The organism is Mangrovimonas spongiae, from assembly GCF_003944795.1.
Lineage (GTDB): Bacteria > Bacteroidota > Bacteroidia > Flavobacteriales > Flavobacteriaceae > Mangrovimonas > Mangrovimonas spongiae.
This window is the reverse complement of record NZ_RWBG01000002.1, coordinates 18095-40795: the sequence shown is the minus strand read 5'-3', so window position 1 is coordinate 40795 and position 22701 is coordinate 18095. Positions and strand designations below refer to the sequence as shown.

General features: G+C 33.2%; 22 protein-coding genes. 11 read left to right on the top strand and 11 right to left on the bottom strand.

Translation table 11 applies throughout. The annotated features are described in order from the left end of the window. Positions 1–100 precede the first annotated feature (100 nt). The 3 genes from EJA19_RS04550 (at position 101) to EJA19_RS04540 (ending at position 2079) form a co-directional block, all read left to right on the top strand. Positions 101–565 (top strand): T9SS type A sorting domain-containing protein, encoded by a 465-nt coding sequence (locus EJA19_RS04550; RefSeq protein ID WP_125467175.1) that lies wholly within the window; start codon positions 101–103, stop codon positions 563–565. Positions 566–576: 11 nt separating this feature from the next. Continuing rightward, complete coding sequence (locus EJA19_RS04545; RefSeq protein ID WP_125467174.1) at positions 577–990, top strand: hypothetical protein; 414 nt, start codon at positions 577–579, stop codon at positions 988–990. 129 nt (positions 991–1119) lie between these two features. Further along, the gene (locus EJA19_RS04540) at positions 1120–2079 is read left to right on the top strand and encodes a hypothetical protein (RefSeq protein ID WP_125467173.1); all 960 of its coding nucleotides are present in this window, start codon (positions 1120–1122) and stop codon (positions 2077–2079) included. Here the strand turns inward: EJA19_RS04540 and ribB are convergent. From ribB to EJA19_RS04490, 10 genes are all read right to left on the bottom strand, one after another. Beyond that, entirely contained in the window at positions 2076–3230 is a 1155-nt protein-coding gene (ribB, locus tag EJA19_RS04535) for a 3,4-dihydroxy-2-butanone-4-phosphate synthase (RefSeq protein ID WP_125467172.1), read from the bottom strand. The genes EJA19_RS04540 and ribB overlap by 4 nt on opposite strands. A gap of 39 nt (positions 3231–3269) precedes the next feature. Further along, positions 3270–5138, bottom strand: coding sequence for an LptF/LptG family permease (locus tag EJA19_RS04530; protein ID WP_125467171.1), 1869 nt, complete (start codon positions 5136–5138; stop codon positions 3270–3272). 7 nt (positions 5139–5145) lie between these two features. Beyond that, on the bottom strand, positions 5146–5784 hold the full coding sequence (locus tag EJA19_RS04525; protein ID WP_125467170.1) for a LolA family protein: 639 nt from the start codon (positions 5782–5784) through the stop codon (positions 5146–5148). A gap of 20 nt (positions 5785–5804) precedes the next feature. Then, positions 5805–8198: a DNA translocase FtsK gene (locus EJA19_RS04520; RefSeq protein WP_125467169.1), complete on the bottom strand. Its 2394-nt coding sequence runs from the start codon at positions 8196–8198 to the stop codon at positions 5805–5807. 63 nt (positions 8199–8261) lie between these two features. Continuing rightward, positions 8262–8630 carry a diacylglycerol kinase gene (locus EJA19_RS04515; protein WP_125467168.1) on the bottom strand — a complete coding sequence of 123 codons (369 nt, stop codon included), beginning with the start codon at positions 8628–8630 and terminating at the stop codon, positions 8262–8264. A 103-nt stretch (positions 8631–8733) separates the two neighbouring features. Continuing rightward, positions 8734–8991 carry a DUF6952 family protein gene (locus EJA19_RS04510; RefSeq protein WP_125467167.1) on the bottom strand — a complete coding sequence of 86 codons (258 nt, stop codon included), beginning with the start codon at positions 8989–8991 and terminating at the stop codon, positions 8734–8736. Between the two features lie 6 nt (positions 8992–8997). Beyond that, on the bottom strand, positions 8998–9306 hold the full coding sequence (locus EJA19_RS04505; RefSeq protein WP_125467166.1) for a thioredoxin family protein: 309 nt from the start codon (positions 9304–9306) through the stop codon (positions 8998–9000). A 5-nt stretch (positions 9307–9311) separates the two neighbouring features. Beyond that, positions 9312–9956, bottom strand: coding sequence for a peroxiredoxin (locus tag EJA19_RS04500; RefSeq protein WP_125467165.1), 645 nt, complete (start codon positions 9954–9956; stop codon positions 9312–9314). Positions 9957–10171: 215 nt separating this feature from the next. Beyond that, complete coding sequence (nhaC, locus tag EJA19_RS04495) at positions 10172–11653, bottom strand: Na+/H+ antiporter NhaC (RefSeq protein WP_125467164.1); 1482 nt, start codon at positions 11651–11653, stop codon at positions 10172–10174. Between the two features lie 118 nt (positions 11654–11771). Then, entirely contained in the window at positions 11772–12971 is a 1200-nt protein-coding gene (locus tag EJA19_RS04490) for an aminotransferase class I/II-fold pyridoxal phosphate-dependent enzyme (protein WP_125467163.1), read from the bottom strand. A gap of 167 nt (positions 12972–13138) precedes the next feature. Here EJA19_RS04490 and EJA19_RS04485 point away from each other — a divergent pair, with 167 nt between their 5' ends. After that, positions 13139–13597 (top strand): Lrp/AsnC family transcriptional regulator, encoded by a 459-nt coding sequence (locus tag EJA19_RS04485; RefSeq protein WP_125467162.1) that lies wholly within the window; start codon positions 13139–13141, stop codon positions 13595–13597. 92 nt (positions 13598–13689) lie between these two features. Then, positions 13690–15090: a dihydrolipoyl dehydrogenase gene (gene lpdA / locus EJA19_RS04480; RefSeq protein WP_125467161.1), complete on the top strand. Its 1401-nt coding sequence runs from the start codon at positions 13690–13692 to the stop codon at positions 15088–15090. A gap of 54 nt (positions 15091–15144) precedes the next feature. Here the strand turns inward: lpdA and EJA19_RS04475 are convergent, their stop codons facing one another. After that, positions 15145–15735, bottom strand: coding sequence for a hypothetical protein (locus tag EJA19_RS04475; protein WP_125467160.1), 591 nt, complete (start codon positions 15733–15735; stop codon positions 15145–15147). Positions 15736–16295: 560 nt separating this feature from the next. On the opposite strand from EJA19_RS04475, the gene EJA19_RS04470 reads away from it, so the two are divergent. The 6 genes from EJA19_RS04470 to EJA19_RS04450 all read left to right on the top strand — a co-directional run bounded on the left by EJA19_RS04470 (position 16296) and on the right by EJA19_RS04450 (position 22645). Then, complete coding sequence (locus tag EJA19_RS04470; RefSeq protein WP_125467159.1) at positions 16296–16835, top strand: RNA polymerase sigma factor; 540 nt, start codon at positions 16296–16298, stop codon at positions 16833–16835. Positions 16836–16837: 2 nt separating this feature from the next. Continuing rightward, entirely contained in the window at positions 16838–17014 is a 177-nt protein-coding gene (locus EJA19_RS12735; protein WP_170160049.1) for a hypothetical protein, read from the top strand. Positions 17015–17026: 12 nt separating this feature from the next. Continuing rightward, positions 17027–17854, top strand: a complete 828-nt coding sequence (locus EJA19_RS04465; RefSeq protein ID WP_125467158.1) for a mechanosensitive ion channel family protein — start codon at positions 17027–17029, stop codon at positions 17852–17854. Positions 17855–18010: 156 nt separating this feature from the next. After that, positions 18011–19306 (top strand): aminodeoxychorismate synthase component I, encoded by a 1296-nt coding sequence (gene pabB, locus EJA19_RS04460; RefSeq protein WP_125467157.1) that lies wholly within the window; start codon positions 18011–18013, stop codon positions 19304–19306. A gap of 16 nt (positions 19307–19322) precedes the next feature. After that, entirely contained in the window at positions 19323–20639 is a 1317-nt protein-coding gene (gene tilS / locus EJA19_RS04455; RefSeq protein ID WP_125467156.1) for a tRNA lysidine(34) synthetase TilS, read from the top strand. A gap of 2 nt (positions 20640–20641) precedes the next feature. Next, positions 20642–22645 carry a protein-disulfide reductase DsbD family protein gene (locus tag EJA19_RS04450; protein ID WP_125467155.1) on the top strand — a complete coding sequence of 668 codons (2004 nt, stop codon included), beginning with the start codon at positions 20642–20644 and terminating at the stop codon, positions 22643–22645. The last annotated feature ends 56 nt before the right edge of the window (positions 22646–22701 follow it).

Below are 22701 nucleotides of genomic sequence, written 5' to 3'. Positions count from 1 at the left end.
TTCGGCAGAAAGCTCTGGATGTATCGAGAAGTAAAACCAAAAGAACTTTGTCATTGCGAGGAGTGTAGCGACGTGGCAATCTCATAATAAAAAAACAAGTATGAAATTAACAACCAGTTTTTTAATAATCTCTCTACTGTGGTTTTCAGGCACCGCCCAAACCATAGAAAAATTCAGTATAGACAGTGGTGGTACTAGTGTATTTAATGGTAATATTGAATTAATATACACTATTGGCGAGGTTGATATTCAGGAAGTTAGTGGAGGAAGTATTTTAGTGTCTGAGGGGTTTATCAATCCACTTCAGGAGGATCAAACCTTAGATGTTGATCAAGAAGTAGTTTTGAGTAGTATAAAAGTCTACCCTAATCCAGTTTCTGAAACCTTAACGGTCACTTCAAATACAGAGGTTGATAAGCTTGACTTATACAACATACTAGGGAAATTAGAACTTTCTGTAGAAAATAAAAATAAAATCGATGTGAACAACTTAAGTTCAGGGATGTATCTGTTAAAAATAACAATAGGTGACAAGCAAGTTACCAAACGAATTATTATAAAATAAACATAAAACTTATGAAAAATGGTCATTATTTAAGATTAGTAGGCACTTTTATATTACTACTTACTCTAGTAACAAGTTGTAGTAGCGATGATGATGCTCAAAATCCTTCTGAAACGCCATCTCTTTTAGATAAGTGGTGGTACGACTCAAATGATTTTGCAGCTGATATATATTTTCATTCAAATGGAGAATATCAACAGAAGAAGATAGTACAAGGTACAGAATATACTGGAACTGGAAATTGGGTGTTTGAAGATGAGGATTCAAGAATAATAAGAATAGATAATCTTGAAGGTACTGGACAGGTTTCTAATACAATTTGGTTAAAAATTACTAATCTTCAAAATCATACAATAACTGTCCAACAATCCATTAATGGTACAGACTATTCGGCAGAATTATTTTATCGAGATACAAATAATTAAGATTTTTTTTAAGAATTAACCTTTAACCTAGATAAAATATACGTTACAAATAATGTATAGACTATAATGTGAAAATAGTCAATTCATTTTTTTGTAGTAACTTAACAACAAACAAATAATCAATTACTTATGAAAAATATTTTTAAAAACTTCCTATGTCTTGTAAGCTTGTTTACAATGCTCTTAAGCTGTAAAAGTGATAAAAAAGCTGAGTCTATTACTGAGACAAAAGTGGTAGAGGAAACGGTGAAAATACCAACTAATACCATAGATATCTTGACCAAAAGTATGGAATTTATAATGCCAGACACCATTGCTTCGGGTTGGAATACCTTTAAATATGATAACAGAGCAAACGAAACACATTTTTTTAGGTTGTCAAAAATGCCAGAAGGCATAACCGCAGAAAATTTTAAAAAAGAAGCAGATCCTGTTTTTGAAGAGGGCATGGACCTTATTAACGCAGGTAAAGCAGAAGAAGGGTTTGCTGCTTTTGGTAAATTACCAGAGTGGTTTAGTAAATGTATTCCTACCGGAGGTTCAGGATTAATCGCACCTAAAAGTAAAACATATACGGCACTTTCGTTGGAACCAGGTTTATATAGTATGGAGTGTTATGTAAAAATGCCTAACGGTAAATTTCACTCTACTATGGGGATGGTTAAGCAGGTTTTTGTAAGTGAAACAACTAGCGGTAATGTAGCACCACAAGCAACAGATACAATAAATATAAGAGAAGATGGTTTTCACTTTAACCCTGATATTCGTACAGGAAAACATATTTTTCAAGTTAATGTTGAAAGTCAAAAACTACATGAAAACTTTGCTTCAACCGATGTGCATCTAGTAAAGCTAGAGGATTATGCTAACAAAGATGAATTAGAGTCTTGGATGGTTTGGTACGATCCAAAAGGGTTTATAACTCCTGTACCTAATGGCATTACGTTTTTAGGAGGTTTTAATGATGCCTTCCAAGGCAGCACAGGCTATTTTTATGCCGATTTAAAACCTGGCAAGTATGCTTTTATTTCTGAAGTTCCTAATGCTAAGGCAAAAGGACTGTTTAAGGAATTTGAGGTGTTAGATTAATAATTAACATAATCTATAATTTCCAACCCATAACCAATCATACCAACACGTTTAGTTTGTTCGCTATTAGAGATTAAACGTAGTTTGTGTATGTTTAGGTCGTGTAATATTTGAGCGCCAATACCAAAATCTTTATTATCCATTTTAATGCTAGGAGCCTTAACAACATCTTTAGCATTCTGGGTAGCTTTTAAAGTGTGAAGCCTGTTAAGTAGATTGGTTGATTGGTTTTGCTGATTTATAAAAATGATAGCCCCTTTTCCTGCCGAATTAACGACTTTAAACATGTCGTCTAACTTTTTATCGGCGTTATTGGTTAGGGTTCCTAAAATGTCGTTATTAATTAATGTAGAGTTAACTCTGGTTAGCACAGGTTCATTTTCTGCCCAATTCCCTTTTGTTAACGCTATATGTACTTGATTGTTGGTGGTTTGTTGATAGGCTCTTAGTCTATAAGTGCCAAAACGCGTTACAATATCAAAGTCTTCTTTCTTTTCAATTAGGGAGTCATGTTGCATACGGTAAGCAACTAAATCTTCGATAGACACAATTTTAAGGTCAAAACGTTTTGCCACTTCCATAAGTTGTGGTAAACGTGCCATTGAGCCATCTTCATTCATTATTTCCACAATTACGCCAGCAGGTTTTAAGCCTGCTAGTCTAGCAAAATCTATGGCTGCTTCGGTATGACCTGTTCTACGTAAAACACCGCCTTGTTTTGCTATAAGAGGAAAAATATGTCCTGGTCTAGCCAATTCAAATGGTTTAGTGTCAGGATGTATTAAAGCTTCTACTGTTTTAGCTCTATCGCTTGCCGAAATCCCTGTTGTTACTCCTTTACCACGTAAATCTACCGAAACTGTAAAGGCCGTTTCCATAGGATCGGTATTGTTATTTACCATCATATGAAGGTCTAATTCCTTACAACGATTTTCGGTTAATGGCGCACAAATTAACCCACGACCGTGAGTGGCCATAAAGTTTATCATCTCTGGGGTTACTTTTTCGGCAGCTGCCAAGAAATCACCTTCGTTTTCACGATCTTCATCATCAACTACAATAATGACTTTTCCTTGCCTAATATCGTTAATGGCTTCTTCTATTGTATTTAATGTAATAGTCGTTTTATTTTTAGCAGTTTCTGTTGCCATGAGAGGAGTAACTTGTTTTTTTATGATGCAAAGATAGTGTTATTTTAAACTATCAGAAATGTCATTGCTTAATTTGTTTTTTCTTAGAAGGTAGGTGAGAGGGTAGAGTATTATTCCTAAAATAATAAGAATAAGATTTTTAGAAAGGCCAGACTCACTAGGAACTAATCTATCGAGTTTTAAGAGTTTAATATAAGATATTACGTAGTATATTAAATAGATAAAGAGAGAGATAATACCTAATTGAATGCATATTAAAGCAATTTCTGGTAGCTTATTGTTTTTAAGGATAAAGAATAGAGGAACAAACACAGCACCACAAATCCAGAATATTAAACTAAATTTAGCATAGGTGTTAAAATCTTCTTGAAGCTTTAAAACGGTATGTTTGTTTTCTACACTTAATTGAGGTGTTTTAGGCTTTTTATCTTCAATAATATCTGCTACAGCATCGGGTATTTCTTTACGCTCTTCATCATCTTTATGTTTAATTTTAAGTAATTTTTTAATGGGTTCGATTAAGTGGTCAAATTCAAATAAACCTCTGTCTTCTGTAGCACGTTTTGTAAGATAAACACTTAACGGCAACATAATTAATGTAGATATCCAAGGAGATAATGCCGGGTTAATGCTACCAGTTTCAGAGCTTTCTTTAGCAAAAATACCTATAAAATGGTAGGTTAAAAATAATAATATGGCAATAACCATAGGTAATCCTAAGCCACCTTTTCTAATTAAAGCGCCTAAAGGTGCGCCAACAAAAAATAAGATAATACAAGCAAAGCCTAAAGCAAGTTTTTCATGTAAGGCAATAATATGTTTGTTTAACCAAATTTGATTGTTTTTTAAGTTTTTTTCTTTGGATTGCACAATTTGTTTTGTGCTTTTAAAGGTGTTTAACGACAGGTTTACCAATTGTGCTTTTTGTCTTGTGTTAAAAAGCGATAGTAAGTTATCTTTATAAAGAGTGTCTCTCTTTTTTACGTTAACACCGGCGTTTATAATAGGGAAATTAGTTCGGGTGTAGAGGTTTTTAGCATGATTTTTAAAATCGTTTGTTTGAGCTACTTTTAAGGAATCTATCGAGTAGTTTAAGTCCTTTATGCTTTGCATATCATACTTATCGGATACGTTTTTTTGATCTAAATCAACGTTATTTAAGTTTGATAAGTCGACATTTATAGTATACTTTTCAAAGTAACTTTTTGTCATAGGACGTTTTTGACGGTCTTTATAATCTTTAGGTGGTGTGTCGTCGTAAAAATACCCATCAAATAAAATAAGCTTTAATACATCGGATTCTTCATTTCCGCTAAGTTCTCCGTTTTTTGCAATTATAGTAGTATAGTTTCCTGTTTTATTACCCGTTTTTTTATGAATAATGACTTCTTCTAAAAATTGCCCGCGATCACCAGATTTTTTGGCTACCTTAATATTGTATTGGTCGCCAACCTCGTTAAACTGACCTTCGGCAATAACCATAGCTGGTTTAAGTTTTGCAATATTTTTTCTAAGGTTGTAAGAATTATATTTTGCCCAAGGAATAACATTATTACTAAAAAAGAACGTTGTGATAGCTAAGAGTACAATAAAAACACCCAAACTTCTCATGGCGCGTTGCAAAGAAATTCCAGTAGACTTCATAGCCGCAAACTCATAGTTTTCTGCAAAATTACCAAATACCATAATGGAGGTAAGCAAAATGGTAAGCGGTAAAACCAATGGCATAAGCTCTGGTATTACGTAAATTAAAAATTTAGCAATTACCATAACATCTAGGTCTTTTCCAGCAAGTTCCTTGATGTATAACCAAACGGCTTGTAAAACAAAGATCATCAGTAGTATGACAAGTACACTGATGAACGTTTTAAGATAGGAGGTGAGTATGTAACGGTCTAGTATTTTCAATTAAAACCTAATCTAGTTTATTAATGTAGTAATCTTTGTACTTATTTTCATCAAAGGTAAATAAGGACTTTGAAATAGGTTGATTTGTTTTAAAAGAATTAACAGTTAATGTGGTTTTTGTTCCGTTGTTTCCAACCTCGATAAGGTTATAAATGTGTTTTGTTTGTGCATCGATACCTAGTAATACATATTTTATCTCGGCATTAGAATCGATAGGTGTTAATTTAACATACTGAATTTTACGTCCTTTAACATTTTGTGTAATATCCATTTTATAGGTGTAGCCATCTTCGTAAAATGTTAGCATTTTACTTGGCGTAATACTATTTTCATCATCGGCATTTTCTGTTGAAATAGTCACTTCTTCATCGTCTGGGCTAATACTGTAAAGTGTTTTTCCGTCGTAAACTCTTGTCGATCCTAAAATATTTAAGCGGTATTTATCGCCTTCTAAAACAACATCGCCTCTGGTTTCTTGTTTAATGTTTTCCGAAAGGTTTTCTAACGTATATTTAAAGTCTATAGATATATTGTTATAGGCTTTTGCTTTACTAGAGACTTCATTTAGGAGTGTTTGTGCTTTTTTATCTTGTGAAAAACTAAGTGTTGAAATTATTAGTGTTACAATTAAAAATATATTCTTCATTATACTATGGTTCAAAAAAATTATTGTTTTTCTTCTTCTAATAACTGATTAAGAGCTGCAAGATCCGGTACTAAAACTTGTCGTGCTTTACTGCCTTCAAAACCACCAACAATGCCAGCGGCTTCTAATTGATCTATAATTCTACCTGCTCTGTTGTATCCTAATTTTAGTTTACGTTGGAGTAGGGAAGCCGATCCTTGTTGAGCGTTAACAATTATTTCGGCAGCATCTCTAAATAGTTTATCTCTGTCGTCTATATCTACATCAAGACTTGTGCCACTTTCTTCACCAACGTACTCTGGTAAAAGATAAGCATCTGGATAGGCTTTTTGCGACCCAATAAAATCGGTTATTTTTTCAACTTCTGGTGTATCTACAAAAGCACATTGAAGTCGTATCATGTCGTTTCCTTGTGTGTATAGCATATCACCACGACCAATTAATTGATCGGCTCCGGCACCATCTAAAATGGTACGGGAATCTATTTTAGAGGTTACCCTAAAAGCAATACGCGCTGGGAAATTGGCTTTTATAATACCTGTAATTACGTTAACCGATGGACGTTGCGTGGCAATAATTAAATGAATACCAATAGCACGTGCTAACTGAGCTAACCGAGCAATAGGTGTTTCTACTTCTTTACCAGCGGTCATAATTAAATCGGCAAATTCATCAACAACTAAAACAATGTAAGGTAAAAAGCGGTGTCCATCATTGGGATTTAATTTTCTGGCTTTAAATTTAGCATTGTATTCGGCAATGTTACGACACATAGCATTTTTTAGCAGTTCGTAACGATCGTCCATTTCAATACAAAGCGAATTTAAGGTGTTTATAACCTTGGTGTTATCGGTAATTATAGCTTCTTCACTATCAGGTAACTTTGCTAAATAATGGCGTTCAATTTTATTGTATAATGTTAATTCTACTTTTTTAGGGTCTACAAGTACAAACTTAACTTCTGCAGGATGTTTTTTATACAATAAGGATGTTAATACGGCATTTAAACCAACCGATTTACCTTGTCCAGTAGCACCAGCCATAAGCATATGTGGCATTTTAGCTAAGTCTACAACAAAGGTTTCGTTACTAATAGTTTTACCTAAAGCGATAGGTAAGTGCATGTCTGCTTTTTGAAACTTTTGAGAGGCTATTACAGAACGCATGGAAACAATGGTAGCGTTTTTATTAGGAACTTCTATACCTATGGTACCACGTCCTGGAATAGGTGCAATAATACGAATACCCAATGCCGAAAGCGACAGTGCAATATCGTCTTCTAGATTTTTAATTTTAGAAATTCGAATACCTGCTTCGGGCACAATTTCGTAAAGCGTTACTGTTGGACCAATAGTGGCTTTAATACTAGAAATACCAATTTTATAATTGTTTAAGGTTTCGACAATTCTGTTTTTGTTTTCTTCTAGTTCTTCTTGATTTATGGTAATGCCCTCGCTATCGTACTTTTTAAGTAAATCTAGTGGTGGAAATTGAAACTTACTTAGTTCTAATTTAGGGTCGAATTCACCAAAATCTTCCACTAGTTTATTAGATAGATTATCGCTTTCAGCTTCTTCTTCAGGTGCCTGTTCTACTTCAATAGCTATATCTTCTTCTTTTTCTTCTTCAACAGGCGTAGAAATTTCTAAATCACTCTTTGTGGTTTCTTCTGTTTTTTCTTTGTTAGAATTTGAAGTGTCTTGTTTTGAGTCAAGATCGAAAGTTGACTTTATGTCTTCGGCTTCTGCTGTAAGATCGTTATCAATAATAGGTTTTGTATCGGTATCATTTGTACTATTTTCAAAATCACTTTTTAGATCTTTTTGTGCAGATTTGAATAACGTTTTAAAGTTCTCTGCCGTCATTTTAAATCGAATAGCTAAGTATGTGATTAGTCCAAATAGAAGGAGTAATATAGTGCCAATTTTACCAAGATAGTCTTGTAAAAACGAATTGATTTCGAAACCTATGGTGCCCCCTAATACGTCAATTTTACTAGTGAAAAATCCTAAAGCTACAGATAACCATATAACAATTAAGGTTCCCCATATCCAATGTTTTCTCAGTTTATTTTTATTGGCATTAGAAAATACAAAAAAGCCAGATAGCATGATAAGACCTGCAAAAATAAACGAGGCGACACCAAACCCTTTCTTTATAAAGAAATCGCTTAGCCAAGCTCCAGTTTTACTTAACCAGTTTTTAGCTTCTATATGACGAGATGAAAACTGGGTTAATACACTTTCGTCTGCACGTCCTGTAAAAAAATAGGAGATAAACGAGATAAAAAGAAGTACTCCAAAAATAACCAAAAAACTACCCAATACGAGTTTTTGTTGATTGGATAGTGTTAAACTTGGACGTTTTAATTGTCGTTTTTTTGAAGTTTTAGTTTTCTTTTTAGATTTCGCCATTCATGCGGTATTTGGTTAGCAAAAATACAAATTACAAACGTTTATCCTATTATATAATTGTATTTAGAATATCTTAGGAAAGTAAATAATGAGCCCAATAATTATTGCGGTTATAGCAGCTATAAATACTGCCCCAGCAGCTACATCTTTTATAAAACCAATTTTTTTATGATGCTCTGGGTGAATAAAGTCGGCTATTTTTTCTATAGCAGTATTAAGCCCTTCAGCAGTTATAATTAAACCAATAGCAAAAATTTGCATCATCCATTCTGAATTAGAAATATTAAAATAAAAACCTAAGATAGTTACAATAATAGCAATAACAAATTGTATTTGTATACTAGATTCTGTTTTTAAAAGTATTATAGCGCCTTTACTAGCATAACCAATACTTTTTAGTCTGTTTTTTAAGAAGGATTCTTTTTTATTCAAGAGCGTTGTGTTTTATGTAAGTGTAAATTTAGCATAAAAAAAGCCTTTTGCTAAAATTAACAAAAGGCTTTTAGGGGTGCTATTAATCAACTTAAGGAGTTGCTTAGGTATCTATTGATCCCATAACGCGTTTCATAAAGCCGTTTAAGGCTTCTTTTTTGGGTGTTCCGTCTTTAATCATTTTATTAACTTCAACGGCACCATACATGTTGGAGATAAGCTCTCCAATAATATCTAGTTCTTCATCTTTTAACGAAGGAACTTCTGTTAACGCTTCAAGGGTTTCAATAGTTTCAATCACGAAATCTTCGTCATTGTCTTCTATAAATTGTGTTAAATGTTTTATTACAGGTAACTTCATTATTAATTATTTAACGTCGTTAACCAATTCTTTTAACACATCAAACTTATTGGTTTGAACTTGACTTTTAAATTCTCCATTTTGAAATGTAGCAAACGTAGGTAAATTATCTACTGTTGCTAATTTTCTAGATTCTGGGAATTTTTCTGCATCAGCAATAACAAACGCCATAGTCTCGTTTTCTGAAGCCAGTTTTTTAAATTTTGGTTTCATGATTCGGCAATTCCCACACCATCCGGCAGAAAATTGCACAACTACAGTGTCGTTATTAGATACTAAATCAGCTAAATTATCTTGATCTAATTCCTTAACCATATATATTAGTTTAAGTGTGCTTTAAGGTAATCTGCAACACCATCTCTATTGGCGTTCATAGCATCTTTTCCTTCTTCCCAGTTTGCTGGGCAAACTTCACCTTTTTCTTGTACGTGAGTTAAAGCATCAATAATACGTAAGTACTCGTTTACGTTTCTACCTAATGGCATATTGTTAACACTTTCGTGTTGCACGATACCTTCTTCATCGATAATATAAGTGGCTCTGTAAGTTACATTGTCTCCATCTACTGTTACAACGCCTGTTTCTTCGTTGTAAGTCTCGTTAGTGATATCTAAAATACCTAGAGTAGAAGCAAGGTTTCTGTTCGAATCGGCAAGAATTGGATATGTTACACCTTCAATACCACCATTATCCTTTGGTGTGTTTAACCAAGCAAAGTGTACTTCAGGAGTATCACAAGAAGCACCAATTACAATTGTGTTTCTTTTTTCAAACTCTGCCATAGCAGCTTGAAATGCATGTAATTCTGTTGGGCAAACAAAAGTAAAGTCTTTTGGATACCAAAAAAGAACTACTTTTTTCTTGTTGTTTACTGCTTCTTCTAATACGTTAAGCTTAAATGTATCGCCCATATCGTTCATTGCGTCTACATTTAGATTTGGGAATTTTTTTCCTACGAATGCCATAGTTTATGTTTTTATTTAATTGTTACTATTTCTGTTTTGAATCAGGTACAAAATTACACACAAAATCTAGATTTAAAATTGATTTTAATTATTTAATACTATTGTTAAATAGAAAATGATAATTGTGTTAAAAAAACGACAGGTGTTTTATTAAATCAGTATTAAAAACAGTGTGTTTTTGAAGAATTAATAGTATTTAGGTAGTTTTGTTACGTTTATTTTGTTAGCTGTTTTATTTTTATAGAAAAGGCCGCAAAAAGGAGTGTCATAAACGGGCTTAACCAATTAAAAATAGCATAGAAGAAATAATCGGCTACCGAAACACCTAAAACACCACTTTGGTAGGCGCCACAGGTATTCCAAGGGACTAATACAGAAGTGACAGTACCAGAATCTTCAAGTGTACGACTTAAGTTTTCTGGAGCAAGTCCTTTTTCTTCATAAGCTTTTTTAAACATTTTTCCTGGTACAACTAATGCTAAATATTGATCGGAAGCCGTAACATTTAAAGCTAAACAACTTGCTACTGTACTGGCAAACAATCCAAAAGTTGAAGACGCTAAACTTAATAAGGCTTTACTAATTCTGCTTAATGCTCCAATAGCATCCATGATACCACCAAATACCATAGCGCAAACAATAAGCCAGATGGTTCCTAACATACCACTCATACCACCAGAAGAAAATAAATCATTCAATTCAGCGCTAGAGGTTTCTACAGCAACATCAACAGTAATGGCATCCATAACACCACGATAAGCAGCTTTAAAAGTTAGCGAATCGCTACCAGCAATATTAGCTACAATATCGGGTTGTGCAATTATGGCGGCAACACCACCTAAAAGTGTTCCTATTAATAGGGCAATTAATGGTGACGTTTTTTTTACGATTAAAAAGATAACAGCTGCAGGAACTAAAAATAGCCAAGGTGAAATAGTGAAAGCGCCGTCGATTGCTGCAAGTTTATCTGATATATCTGGAGTACCTGTAGTATCAATATTAAGACCTATAATAATGAATACAATTAATGCTACTGTAATTGTGGGTACGGTTGTAAAAGCCATATAGCGAATATGTGTAAATAAATCGGTTCCAGCCATGGCTGGTGCTAAGTTAGTCGTATCGCTTAACGGAGACATTTTGTCTCCAAAATACGCGCCAGATAATACGGCTCCAGCGGTCATTCCTAATGAAATCCCAAGTGTTTCGCCAATACCAATTAAAGCAATGCCAACGGTAGCCGAAGTTGTCCAACTACTACCTGTAGCTATAGAAATAATAGCGCAAATAACAACACTAGCAGCTAAAAAAATAGTAGGGTTTAAAATTTGAAGTCCGTAGTAAATCATGGTTGGAATAATACCACTAATTAACCATGTACCAGCTAAGGCGCCAACCATTAACAAAATAATAATGGCTCCAGAGGTTGATTTAACATTCTCGGCAACTTCTTCAACCATTTGGTCGAAAGATACTTTGTTAAAAAAGCCAACTATGGCAGCTACAGCAGCTCCTAAAAGTAAAATAAATTGATTACTTCCACTTAAGGCATCATCGCCATACACAAAAAACACGTTATAAAATAACATGACAACCAAGGCAAAAACAGGAATTAATGCTTCCCAAATATTTAATTCTTTATTACTTACAATATGTTCGTCTTGTGGTTGTCTAGGCTTAATGTCTTGGCTTTCCATATATATTAGTTAGTTAATTTGGATTGTAATGTTACGACATTAGCCGAAGTTTTGCAAATACAACAAAAAGCCCAACATTAAATATGTTGGGCTTAAACAATTATTTTTAAAAAAGACTTTAGAGTATATGTAAGACTTTCATACATGTGTGCATCATATTATAGGTGCGTTCTATATCGGCATCAAGACCAATAGAAAAACGAATTAACCCATCGCTTAGTCCCATGTCTTGTTGTTCTTCTTCGGGAATTTCGGAAGATGTTGATGTTCCTGGTGCAGAGAATAAGGTTTTGTAAAACCCTAAACTAACCGCTAGATATCCTAGGTTTTTGTCTTGCATCATTTCCATTAAGGTATTGGCTTTGTCTAAAGAGCCAACATCTATAGTTAGCATACCACCATATCCATATTTATCATTCATCATATTTTTGAAAGTCTTGTGAGAAGGATGAGATTGCAATCCTGGATAAACAGTTTTTAAACCATCGTTTTCAAATTTTTCGGCTAAATACTGTGCATTTTTGCTATGTTGTTGCATTCTTATATGTAAAGTGCGTAGGTTTTTTAAAATAGAAGCAGCTCGAAGGCTATCCATAGTAGCTCCTAAAAGCATACATGCACCATCGTTTACGTTTCTAAGAGTGTCGATGAATTCTTGTGTACCACAAATAACTCCACCAACAGTATCAGATGAACCATTAATAAATTTTGTTAAACTATGTATTACAACATCGGCCCCTAATTTTGCTGGTGAAATTGATAGTGGTGAAAAGGTGTTGTCTACAACTAATTGTAAATTATATTTTTTGGCTAATTCAGAAAGCCCCCTAATATCAGCTACTTCAAGCAATGGATTGCTTACGGTTTCGCAATATAATACTTTTGTGTTTTTAGTTATCGCAGCTTCAACAGCATCTAATTTAGTAATGTCGACAAATGTAGTGTTGATACTAAGTTTAGGTGCGAAATTTTTTAAAAATGCATAGGTGCCGCCATAAATAGTGCGGCTAGAAACTACGTGATCTCCAGCATGACATAACTGCATAATTACAGGGGTAATTGCGCCCATTCCTGAAGCAGTTACAGTAGCGGTTTCTGTGCCTTCCATGGCTGCTAAAGCTTCACCAAGATATAGATTTGACGGTGATGAATGACGTGAATAAAGGTAGCAACCATCGGCATTTCCTTCAAAAGTGTCGAACATAGTTTTTGCCGATAAAAATGTATAGGTAGATGAGTCGGAAATAGAAGGGTTCACACCTCCAAATTCTCCAAAGTATTGTAAATCTTGTATATTATTTGCGGGTTTAAAAGCCATGATATTATTGTTTTAGGTGTTAATACTTCAAAATTCGGAATAAACAGGTTAAAAATCAATGTTAGTTTATTATTATAGATTTTTATTCTATATATGGTTTATATTTCAGTTATTTTTATTGTAATTTTAGTGTTTTAATTATGATGTTAGAATAATTTTCAAATAAGATGATTTTAGATTCGGTAGATAAAAAGTTAATCGCCTTATTACAGGACGATTGTAAACAAACCACCAAAGCATTATCATTAAAGTTAAATCTTTCGGTAACTGCCGTTTACGAGCGTATAAAAAAACTTGAAAAATCAGGTGTAATCGATAAGTATGTCGCTTTAATAAAAAAGGAAGCTGTTAATAAATCTTTTGTCGTGTTTTGTCATATTAAGTTGGTACAACATACGCACGATTATGTGGTTCAGTTTGAAAAAGAGGTCACCAAATTAGAAGAAGTCATGTCTTGTTATCATATTAGTGGCGATTACGACTATTTAATACAAGTTGTGGTAAAAGATATGGAAGCCTTTCGGGAGTTTTTAGTAAATAAATTAACCTCTATAAACCATATAGGAAGCACGCATAGTATGTTTGTGATTAATGAGGTTAAATACACTACAGCTGTTACAGTTTAGTTAATTAAAATTAAGCGCTTTTAAAACAGTGTTGAGTAAAAGGAAATTCGTATTTTTGTTATCGTTTTAATAAATACGAAAAAAACAATCTTATGAACTCATACGATGTAGCCATTATTGGCTCTGGTCCTGGTGGATATGTAGCTGCCATTCGTTGCGCTCAACTAGGAATGAAAACTGCAATCATAGAAAAATATTCTGTACTTGGTGGAACCTGCTTAAACGTAGGTTGTATTCCTAGTAAAGCACTTTTAGACTCTTCCCATCATTACGAAGATGCTGTAAAACACTTTGAAGATCATGGTATTGAAATACCAGGTGATGTTAAAGTTAATCTGGAAAAAATGATTGCCCGTAAACAAACAGTTGTAGATCAAACTACTGGCGGAATCGATTTCTTGATGAAAAAAAATAAGGTTGATGTTTACCAAGGTGTGGGAAGTTTTAAAGATGCTACGCATATTACTATAAAAGGTGAAAAAGACGAAGAAATTGAAGCAAAGCATACTATTATTGCTACAGGATCTAAACCATCAACATTACCATTTATAGAGATAGATAAAGAACGTATTATAACCTCTACAGAGGCTTTAAAATTAAAGGAAGTACCAAAACATTTAATTATTATTGGTGGCGGTGTTATTGGTCTTGAATTAGGTCAAGTTTATAGACGTCTAGGAGCCGAAGTGACTGTGGTTGAATATATGGATCGTATTATTCCTACTATGGATGCTGGGTTATCTAAAGAACTTAATAAAGTCTTTAAAAAAGCCAAGTTTAAAATGAATACCTCTCACAAGGTAAAATCTGTTGAGCGTGTAGGAGATGATGTTATTGTGAAGGCAGACGATAAAAAAGGAAACGAAGTAGAGTTTAAAGGCGATTACTGTTTAGTATCGGTAGGGCGTAAACCTTATACCGATGGCTTAAATGCTGAAGCTGCAGGCGTAAAACTTAACGATAGAGGACAAGTAGAAGTTAACGAGCATTTACAAACCACCGCAAGTAATATTTACGCAATTGGCGATGTAGTAAAAGGCGCTATGTTAGCTCATAAAGCCGAAGAAGAAGGTGTTTTTGTGGCCGAAACTATAGCAGGGCAAAAACCACATATCGATTATAATTTAATTCCTGGCGTAGTTTATACATGGCCAGAGGTTGCTGCTGTTGGTAAAACCGAAGAACAGCTTAAAGAAGCAGGTGTAACTTATAAAGTAGGTCAGTTTCCAATGCGTGCTTTAGGACGCTCTAGAGCAAGTATGGATATTGATGGTTTTGTAAAAGTATTAGCCGATAAAAATACCGATGAAATTTTAGGTGTACACATGATTGGTGCTCGTGCTGCCGATATGATAGCAGAAGCTGTTGTAGCTATGGAGTACAGAGCCTCAGCTGAAGACGTTGCCAGAATGTCTCATGCACACCCAACTTTTACCGAAGCGATTAAAGAAGCGGCATTAGCTGCAACCGATGATCGTGCTTTGCATGTTTAAAAAGTAATATTATCAATAAACAAAAAGCGCAAACTCTTAGTTTGCGCTTTTTGTTTATAACTCTCGAAGTAAATCTGAAATACGAATACGATTATTATAATCATGTTCGTTTATATCACGAACAAAGCAGCGTTCATCTGCTAAATTGTTTTTAACGCGCTCTAAAAGTTCGGTTACACTATAAGGGCCATATTCTTTAAAGTTCTTTATGTAATAAAACTCATGCTCTTTAATAAGATTTTTAGCTTTATTTATATACTTATTTAATAAAAAGTTTTTTAAATCTTCTTCTGTATTTAAGTCATTTTCATAACTACTTTCATCTACAAAAAAAGCATAATCTTCGGTACCTTTTTTATTAATTACTAGCAAGTCATCATCTTTGTAATGTAACGAGACTATTTGTTCACCATCTTCAGTTTTTATAGAAATAAAATTCGCGGCAATATGTTGCCATGATGTTTTTATTGTTTTTGTGTTTTCTATGATTTCTAAAAGTGTATCATTTTTAAAAATATAAACCACTTTTTTGTTTGCTATACCATTAATAAGTACCCATTTAATATCTTTTAAGTACGATTTAAAATGCTTATCAAAATTAAAAGGTTTTAGTTTTGGGAGAATTTTGTTGTAAAAGTGTTTCACAAATAAATTAAGATATAATAAATGTTTAGTGGTTATAAAACGCAGCGATTAATAATTATCGTATAAAAAGTTATAAAAGTTTTGGTAGACTGCATGTTTTTTACTCTGTAATATTATAAGAACCAATTTTAAAATAATGTGTTTTTCATGCTATTAGCCTTTTAAAAGCTAAATTTTGTAATGTTTTATTTCTTTCTTACGTCTAAACAATCTAAAACACCATAGATCAGGTTATAAATGACAACTTCATTATTGTTAATGAGTTATTTTTTTAAACCTCACCAAACCATAAAAATAATATAAAATACTACCAATACGTACCTTGTAATAAATATTCTATATAGAATTGGTATTGTTTTTGGTATATTTTATTTGATTTAACCCGCCCCATAATAATTACTATTACAAGTAGCGCATTGTATTTTAGTGTGTTAATGGTTTTTTGATTAAAAAAAATAAAAAAATTAAGTTTAATGTGACTTCAATAAAAATAGTGTGTCTAAAAAATAGATAACCTAAACGAATAGTAATAATTGAGGCCGAATTGTATTTCAAAAAAGATGACAGATGAAGAGCTTGTAGCCAAGATTACACAGTCTAATAATACTGTTCTTTTTGAGATACTGTACGATAGATATGCCGATTTGGTTTACAACAAATGTTATGGCTTTGCAAAAAGTGCAGACGAAGCCAAAGATTTAACACAGGATGTATTTTTAAAACTATTTGTTAAGTTATCGTCTTTTAAAGGAAAATCAAAATTTTCAACATGGTTGTATGCATTTACATATAACCACTGTGTTAATTATGTGACAAGAAATACAGCTAAAAAGATTGAAAAAAATGCTGTAGAAGCTAAAGAAATAAAAGAAGAAAGCTATGAGGAAGAAGACTATAGTTTATATCAAATGAAAGTTGATAAGCTTAAAATAGCATTAGAAGAAATACCCCCAAACGATAAAATGATCATATTACTTAAGTATCAAGACTACTTGACTATTAATGAATTGGAAGGCATACTTGGCATAGGAGAAAGCGCTGTGAAAATGAGGTTAAAACGAGCCAAGGATAAATTAATTAACGCATATAATACGCTTTAGTTATGGAAAACCCGTTTAAAGAATTGCAAAAACCTTTAAGGGCAGCTCCAGAAGAGCTTAAAGGTAAGGTTATGAAAGACATTGCTTTTGCCAAATTCTTGATGGACTTATCAAGGCTATTTGCTGTAAACGTAGGCGATGTTATAGAAAGAACATTAAGTAAAAGAAAGAGTATATAAAAACTAATCAACATGAATAAAATTAATGAGTGGAAGGAAATGCTTCTAAACTCACTCTCAGCAATATGGAATGATATTATAGCAGTAGTACCTAAAATTCTAGGAGCCCTAGTAGTCCTTTTAATAGGGTGGATTTTAACAAAAATAGTGGTTAAAATTATCAAAAAGGCATTAGGAATTATTAAAGCCGATAAATTAGATGATAAGCTTAACGATATTAGGTTTTTTGGAGACAAAAAATTTAATTTCAACATTATAAATATAGTATCGGCATTCGCCAAATGGGGACTGTTTTTAATATTTTTAATTTTAGCAACTCAAATTATGGAGTGGACCATTATTTCAGAAGAAATAAGCAATCTACTTCGTTACTTACCGCAACTAATCAGTGCAATAGCATTGTTTTTAATTGGACTTTATATTGCTGGTTTTGTAAAAAATACACTACAAAAATTCTTTAAAGAAGTAGGGTTTTCTGGCGGTAAAATAATAAGTAGCATAGTCTTTCTAATTCTTTTTACATTCATTACTATAACAGCTTTAAATCAAGCCGGAATAGATACCGGTATAATTACTAACAATATTACCATGATTCTTGCAGGCTTCTTGTTAGCATTAGCATTAGCTATTGGTCTTGGAGCTAGAGATGTGGTAGATAGTTTATTAAAAGCATATTACACAAGACGTTTATTTGTATTAGGACAAGTTGTATCGTTTAATGGAGTAACTGGAGAAATAGTAGCCGTAAATGATATAACAATAACATTAAAAACTGAGCAGGGAAAGCTCATAGTGCCTATTAAGGAAATAGTAGATAATCAAGTTGAAATTAAAAGCTAAATTTGTTTAGGGTTAATAAATTGTTAGGAGTTTTTTTTTGAAACAGCGATTATCTTGCTTGCCCTTTTCTTAATTGAAAAGGGCTTTTTTTATTTTCATTAAAGTGTATTTGTAAGCTAGAGCATTTATTCGGTACTTTGCAAAAAAGGATAGTCTTTGCGAAAAACGTACACATATAATCCTAACAATATAACTAGTTTTAAAGAGCAATTATTGGCTTGGGCGCAACAATTTTACGAAGTTGTTTGGTTAGACTCCAATAACTTTAAAAATGCTTATTCTAACTTCGATGCTGTTTTAGCTGTAGATGCGCTAACCTCAATTTCTACCGATTACCATGAGGGGTTTCAAAACTTAAAAGAATACCAAACCAATACAAACGATTGGATTTTTGGCTACTTATCCTACGATTTAAAAAACGATGTAGAAGCTCTGTATTCAAATAATTTTGATGGACTGCAATTTCCAGAGCTTATGTTTTTTCAACCAAAAAAACTCTTCTTTATTAAAGGCGAAGATGTTGTTATACAATATTTAAATATGGTTGAAGATGAAATAGAAGATGACATAAATGCAATTATATCATATAAACTAACAGAAAAAACAGCAAGTAATAATAAAGAGTTAAAAATAAAACGTCGTATTCATAAAGATGAGTATTATAGTAAGGTAGAAAATATGCTCGAACATATTCATAGAGGCGACATTTATGAAGCCAATTTTTGCCAGGAGTTTTATGCAGAAGAAGTCACATTAAACCCATTAGCAATTTACGCTAACTTAAATCACATTTCAAAGCCACCATTTGCAACGTTTTTAAAATTTGAAGATAAGTATATACTTTCTGCTTCACCAGAACGTTATTTAAAAAAACAAGGCAATACAATTATTTCACAACCTATAAAAGGAACAGCAAAACGCTCCGCCAACTTAAAGGAAGATAAAGAGCTAAAAGAAGCTTTAAAGATAGATGAAAAAGAACGTAGCGAAAATATTATGATTGTAGATTTGGTGCGTAACGATTTGTCTAAAACAGCTACAAAAGGAAGTGTTACTGTTAAAGAATTGTGCGAAGTGTATACATTTCCTCAAGTACACCAAATGATATCTACAGTTGCATCAATAGTTAATAAAGACACGCATCCTATCGATATTATAGAAACCACATTCCCAATGGGAAGCATGACAGGTGCACCAAAAGTATCTGCCATGAAAATTATTGAAGCTTTAGAAGAAACAAAGCGCGGTGTATATTCTGGTGCAGTAGGATATATTTCACCTGCTGGCGATTTCGATTTTAATGTTATTATCAGAAGCATTTTATACAATAAAACCAAACAATACGTCTCATTCTCGGTTGGTGGTGCCATAACTGCAAAAAGTGACCCCGTAAAAGAGTATGAAGAATGTTTAATTAAAGCTAAAGCTATGCGAGAGGTTTTGGAAAATTAAATAGTATTTTTGAAGCATGATTAAAGCTTTACAACAACATTTAAACACAACATTACCATTTCTTAAAGATAGTAACTTACTTATTGCTATTTCTGGAGGTGTTGATAGTGTGGTGTTAACGCATGTTTTGAAGGCTTTAAATTACCCTATAACCTTAGCACACTGTAATTTTAACCTTAGAGGAGAAGAAAGCGATGCCGATGAAACGTTTGTAGTTAATCTAGCAGAAAACCTAGGTGTTGAAGTTTTTGTTCAAAAATTTGATACGACTAGTTATGCACAAAATCAAAAAGTGTCCACACAAATGGCCGCAAGAACATTACGTTACGATTGGTTTCAAGAACTAACCAAACAACTTGAGTTCGATTATGTGCTTACAGCGCATCATGCCGATGATGATTTGGAAACGTTTTTAATTAACCTGTCACGTGGTACAGGAATAGAAGGACTTTCTGGTATACCAGAAATTAATGACTATGTCGTTAGGCCTTTATTGCCATTTTCAAGAGCAGAAATTGAAGCGTATGCTAAAGAAAACAACTTGTCTTGGCGCGAAGATAGTAGTAATGCTTCTACAAAATATTTACGAAACAAATTACGTCATGAGGTTATTCCAACATTAAAAGCACTACATACAACGTTTTTACAAAACTTTCAAAAAACGCAAAAACACTTACAGGAAAGTGAAACCATAATTCAAGATAGGGTAGACGAGGTGTTCAATCAAGTTGTCGATACGATTTCAGAGGATGCTATTTACTTTAATATTGAAAAAATTCAAGCATTATCTAGTCCTAAAGCTTATTTGTATCAGTTATTAAACACTTATGGGTTTTCCGAGTGGGACGATGTTATAAATTTACTTACAGCCCAATCAGGTAAACAAGTTTTATCGAAAAATTACACGTTATTAAAGAATCGAGATTATCTTATTTTGTCAAAAAACAGCAATCTAAGTAACGAGAAACTAAAACTTCAAATTAAGGAAGGCCAAAATAACGTGATAACTCCCTCAGGAAAGTTGTCGTTTCAAGAAGTTGAACATATTACCAAAACAACAGCAAATATTATTTACATTGATAAAGATTTGTTAAAATACCCGTTGTGTGTAAGACAATGGCAAAAAGGCGACTATTTTTATCCCTTTGGAATGCGTGGTAAAAAAAAAGTAAGCAAATATTTAAAAGATGAGAAAGTGTCCTTACTTGAAAAAGAACGTATTTTGGTACTTTGTTCTGGTGATGATATTGTTTGGATAATGGGGCAACGTGCCGACGACAGATATAAAGTAACACAACAAACTAAACAAGTTATAAAAATTCAATTGCAATAAATATGAAGTCATTTTTAGCAACATTAATCTTAACTTTGGTTACCTTTTTTAATGTTCAATCCCAAATTTTAGAACCCGTAACATGGACTCATGAAGTTAAGAAAACTTCAGAAAACGAATACGAACTTGTTTTTAAAGCCGATATAGAAGACCATTGGCATTTGTATTCGCAACATCTTCCAGAAGATGGACCATTACCAACAGAATTTCTTTTTGATTCTACACAAGTCGATAAAAGCTTTAAGCTTATAGGAAAAGTAACAGAAAGCGAATCTATTACCGAGTATGATAAGGTGTTTGATATGGAGTTGAATTTTTTTGATGGTGAAGCCACTTTCGCGCAAAAAATAGAAGTTTTAGAAAACACATTAAAAACAGTTTCTGTCGAAATAGCTTATCAAGCTTGTGATGACGAACGTTGTATTTACAAGTTTAAAACCATAGACTTTAATCTAAATAATAGTACTAAAGCTACAGAAGAAAAAACAACTGTTTCACCAAATAAAACAGATACAGATAAAAGTGCTTTAGAAGTAGAAACTATAGATAAAACAGAAGAGTCTAAAGGCTTGTTGAAAATATTCTTTACGGCCTTTTTTCTAGGGTTTTTAGTATTACTTACACCATGCGTATTCCCAATGATTCCTATGACGGTAAGCTTCTTTACCAAACAGAGTAAAAACAGAGCGTCAGGTATTAAAAATGCGCTACTTTATGGGGTTTTTATTATTGTAATTTATACGCTTTTAGGTACAGCAGTTTCAGCCTTGTTTGGTAGTAATGCCATGTATGAGTTTTCTACTGGAGTGGTGTTTAATACCATCATGTTTTTTGCGTTAGTAATTTTTGCCTTTTCATTTTTGGGTGCTTTCGAAATTATGTTACCTAACTCGTGGGTAAATAAAGTCGATCAAGGTGCTAATAAGGGAGGCATTTTAGGCATATTTTTTATGGCTTTAGCCTTGGCAGTTGTATCGTTTTCATGTACATTTCCAATTGCTGGCACAGCCTTGTTAGATGCTGCAACTAAAGGTGGCATTGCTCCTATTATTAGTATGTTAGGATTCTCTTCGGCAATAGCATTACCTTTTGCGTTGTTTGCCTTTTTCCCAAGTTGGTTAAACTCCATGCCAAAATCGGGTGGTTGGTTAAACACGGTAAAAGTAGTATTAGGGTTCCTAGAATTAGCTTTTGCATTTAAGTTCCTGTCTATGGTCGATTTGGTATTAGAATGGCACTTCTTAGAGCGTGAAGTATTTATAGCTATTTGGATAGCTATTTTTGGAACGTTAGGACTTTATCTTTTAGGAAAAATTAAATTACCTCACGATTCACCATTAAACCATATTTCGGTTGGCCGATTAAGTTTAGCTATTATAACATTAGCCTTTACCGTATATATGATTCCTGGACTTTGGGGCGCACCACTTAAGCTTATAAGTGGGTTCCCGCCACCAATGAGTACCAATAGCGAATCGCCTTATGGCGTTGGTTATATGAAAAAACAAGTGGGAACAACAGCAACTTCTCAAGAAGTACGCGAGCTACCAGAAGGCGCACATTTTGGGCCACACGATATTATAGCGTTTCACGATTACGATACTGGTTTAGCCTATGCCAAATCGGTGAACAAGCCCGTTATGCTTGACTTTACAGGAATTACCTGTGTAAATTGTCGTAAAATGGAAGAGCAAGTGTGGATAAACGATCGCATATTCAAGTTACTTAATAACGAGTTGGTACTTATTTCGTTATATGTTGATGATAGAGAAAAATTACCAAAAGACGAACAATACGAATCGGAGTTTTCTGGAAATAAAATTAGAACTTACGGACAGAAGTGGTTAGAATTTCAACAGAAACGATATAATACCAATGCGCAGCCCTTATACGTTATTCAAGATGCAAATGGTAACGATTTAACAAAAACCGTAGGATATACACCAGATGCCAACGAGTATTTTGAATGGATGATGAGTGGTATAACCAAGTTTAAAGACAATTAAAAAGAAACATACAAAACATTAAAGCGGGATTTTTTCCCGCTTTTTTTATAAGAAAT

What these genes read in the sequence shown, in the direction of transcription:
- EJA19_RS04550 (WP_125467175.1), top strand. Translation starts at nt 101, where the DNA reads ATGAAATTAACAACCAGTTTTTTAATAATCTCTCTACTGTGGTTTTCA.
- EJA19_RS04545 (WP_125467174.1), top strand. Translation starts at nt 577, where the DNA reads ATGAAAAATGGTCATTATTTAAGATTAGTAGGCACTTTTATATTACTA.
- EJA19_RS04540 (WP_125467173.1), top strand. Translation starts at nt 1,120, where the DNA reads ATGAAAAATATTTTTAAAAACTTCCTATGTCTTGTAAGCTTGTTTACA.
- ribB (WP_125467172.1), bottom strand. Translation starts at nt 3,230, where the DNA reads ATGGCAACAGAAACTGCTAAAAATAAAACGACTATTACATTAAATACA.
- EJA19_RS04525 (WP_125467170.1), bottom strand. Translation starts at nt 5,784, where the DNA reads ATGAAGAATATATTTTTAATTGTAACACTAATAATTTCAACACTTAGT.
- EJA19_RS04520 (WP_125467169.1), bottom strand. Translation starts at nt 8,198, where the DNA reads ATGGCGAAATCTAAAAAGAAAACTAAAACTTCAAAAAAACGACAATTA.
- EJA19_RS04510 (WP_125467167.1), bottom strand. Translation starts at nt 8,991, where the DNA reads ATGAAGTTACCTGTAATAAAACATTTAACACAATTTATAGAAGACAAT.
- EJA19_RS04505 (WP_125467166.1), bottom strand. Translation starts at nt 9,306, where the DNA reads ATGGTTAAGGAATTAGATCAAGATAATTTAGCTGATTTAGTATCTAAT.
- EJA19_RS04500 (WP_125467165.1), bottom strand. Translation starts at nt 9,956, where the DNA reads ATGGCATTCGTAGGAAAAAAATTCCCAAATCTAAATGTAGACGCAATG.
- nhaC (WP_125467164.1), bottom strand. Translation starts at nt 11,653, where the DNA reads ATGGAAAGCCAAGACATTAAGCCTAGACAACCACAAGACGAACATATT.
- EJA19_RS04490 (WP_125467163.1), bottom strand. Translation starts at nt 12,971, where the DNA reads ATGGCTTTTAAACCCGCAAATAATATACAAGATTTACAATACTTTGGA.
- EJA19_RS04485 (WP_125467162.1), top strand. Translation starts at nt 13,139, where the DNA reads ATGATTTTAGATTCGGTAGATAAAAAGTTAATCGCCTTATTACAGGAC.
- lpdA (WP_125467161.1), top strand. Translation starts at nt 13,690, where the DNA reads ATGAACTCATACGATGTAGCCATTATTGGCTCTGGTCCTGGTGGATAT.
- EJA19_RS04470 (WP_125467159.1), top strand. Translation starts at nt 16,296, where the DNA reads ATGACAGATGAAGAGCTTGTAGCCAAGATTACACAGTCTAATAATACT.
- EJA19_RS12735 (WP_170160049.1), top strand. Translation starts at nt 16,838, where the DNA reads ATGGAAAACCCGTTTAAAGAATTGCAAAAACCTTTAAGGGCAGCTCCA.
- EJA19_RS04465 (WP_125467158.1), top strand. Translation starts at nt 17,027, where the DNA reads ATGAATAAAATTAATGAGTGGAAGGAAATGCTTCTAAACTCACTCTCA.
- tilS (WP_125467156.1), top strand. Translation starts at nt 19,323, where the DNA reads ATGATTAAAGCTTTACAACAACATTTAAACACAACATTACCATTTCTT.
- EJA19_RS04450 (WP_125467155.1), top strand. Translation starts at nt 20,642, where the DNA reads ATGAAGTCATTTTTAGCAACATTAATCTTAACTTTGGTTACCTTTTTT.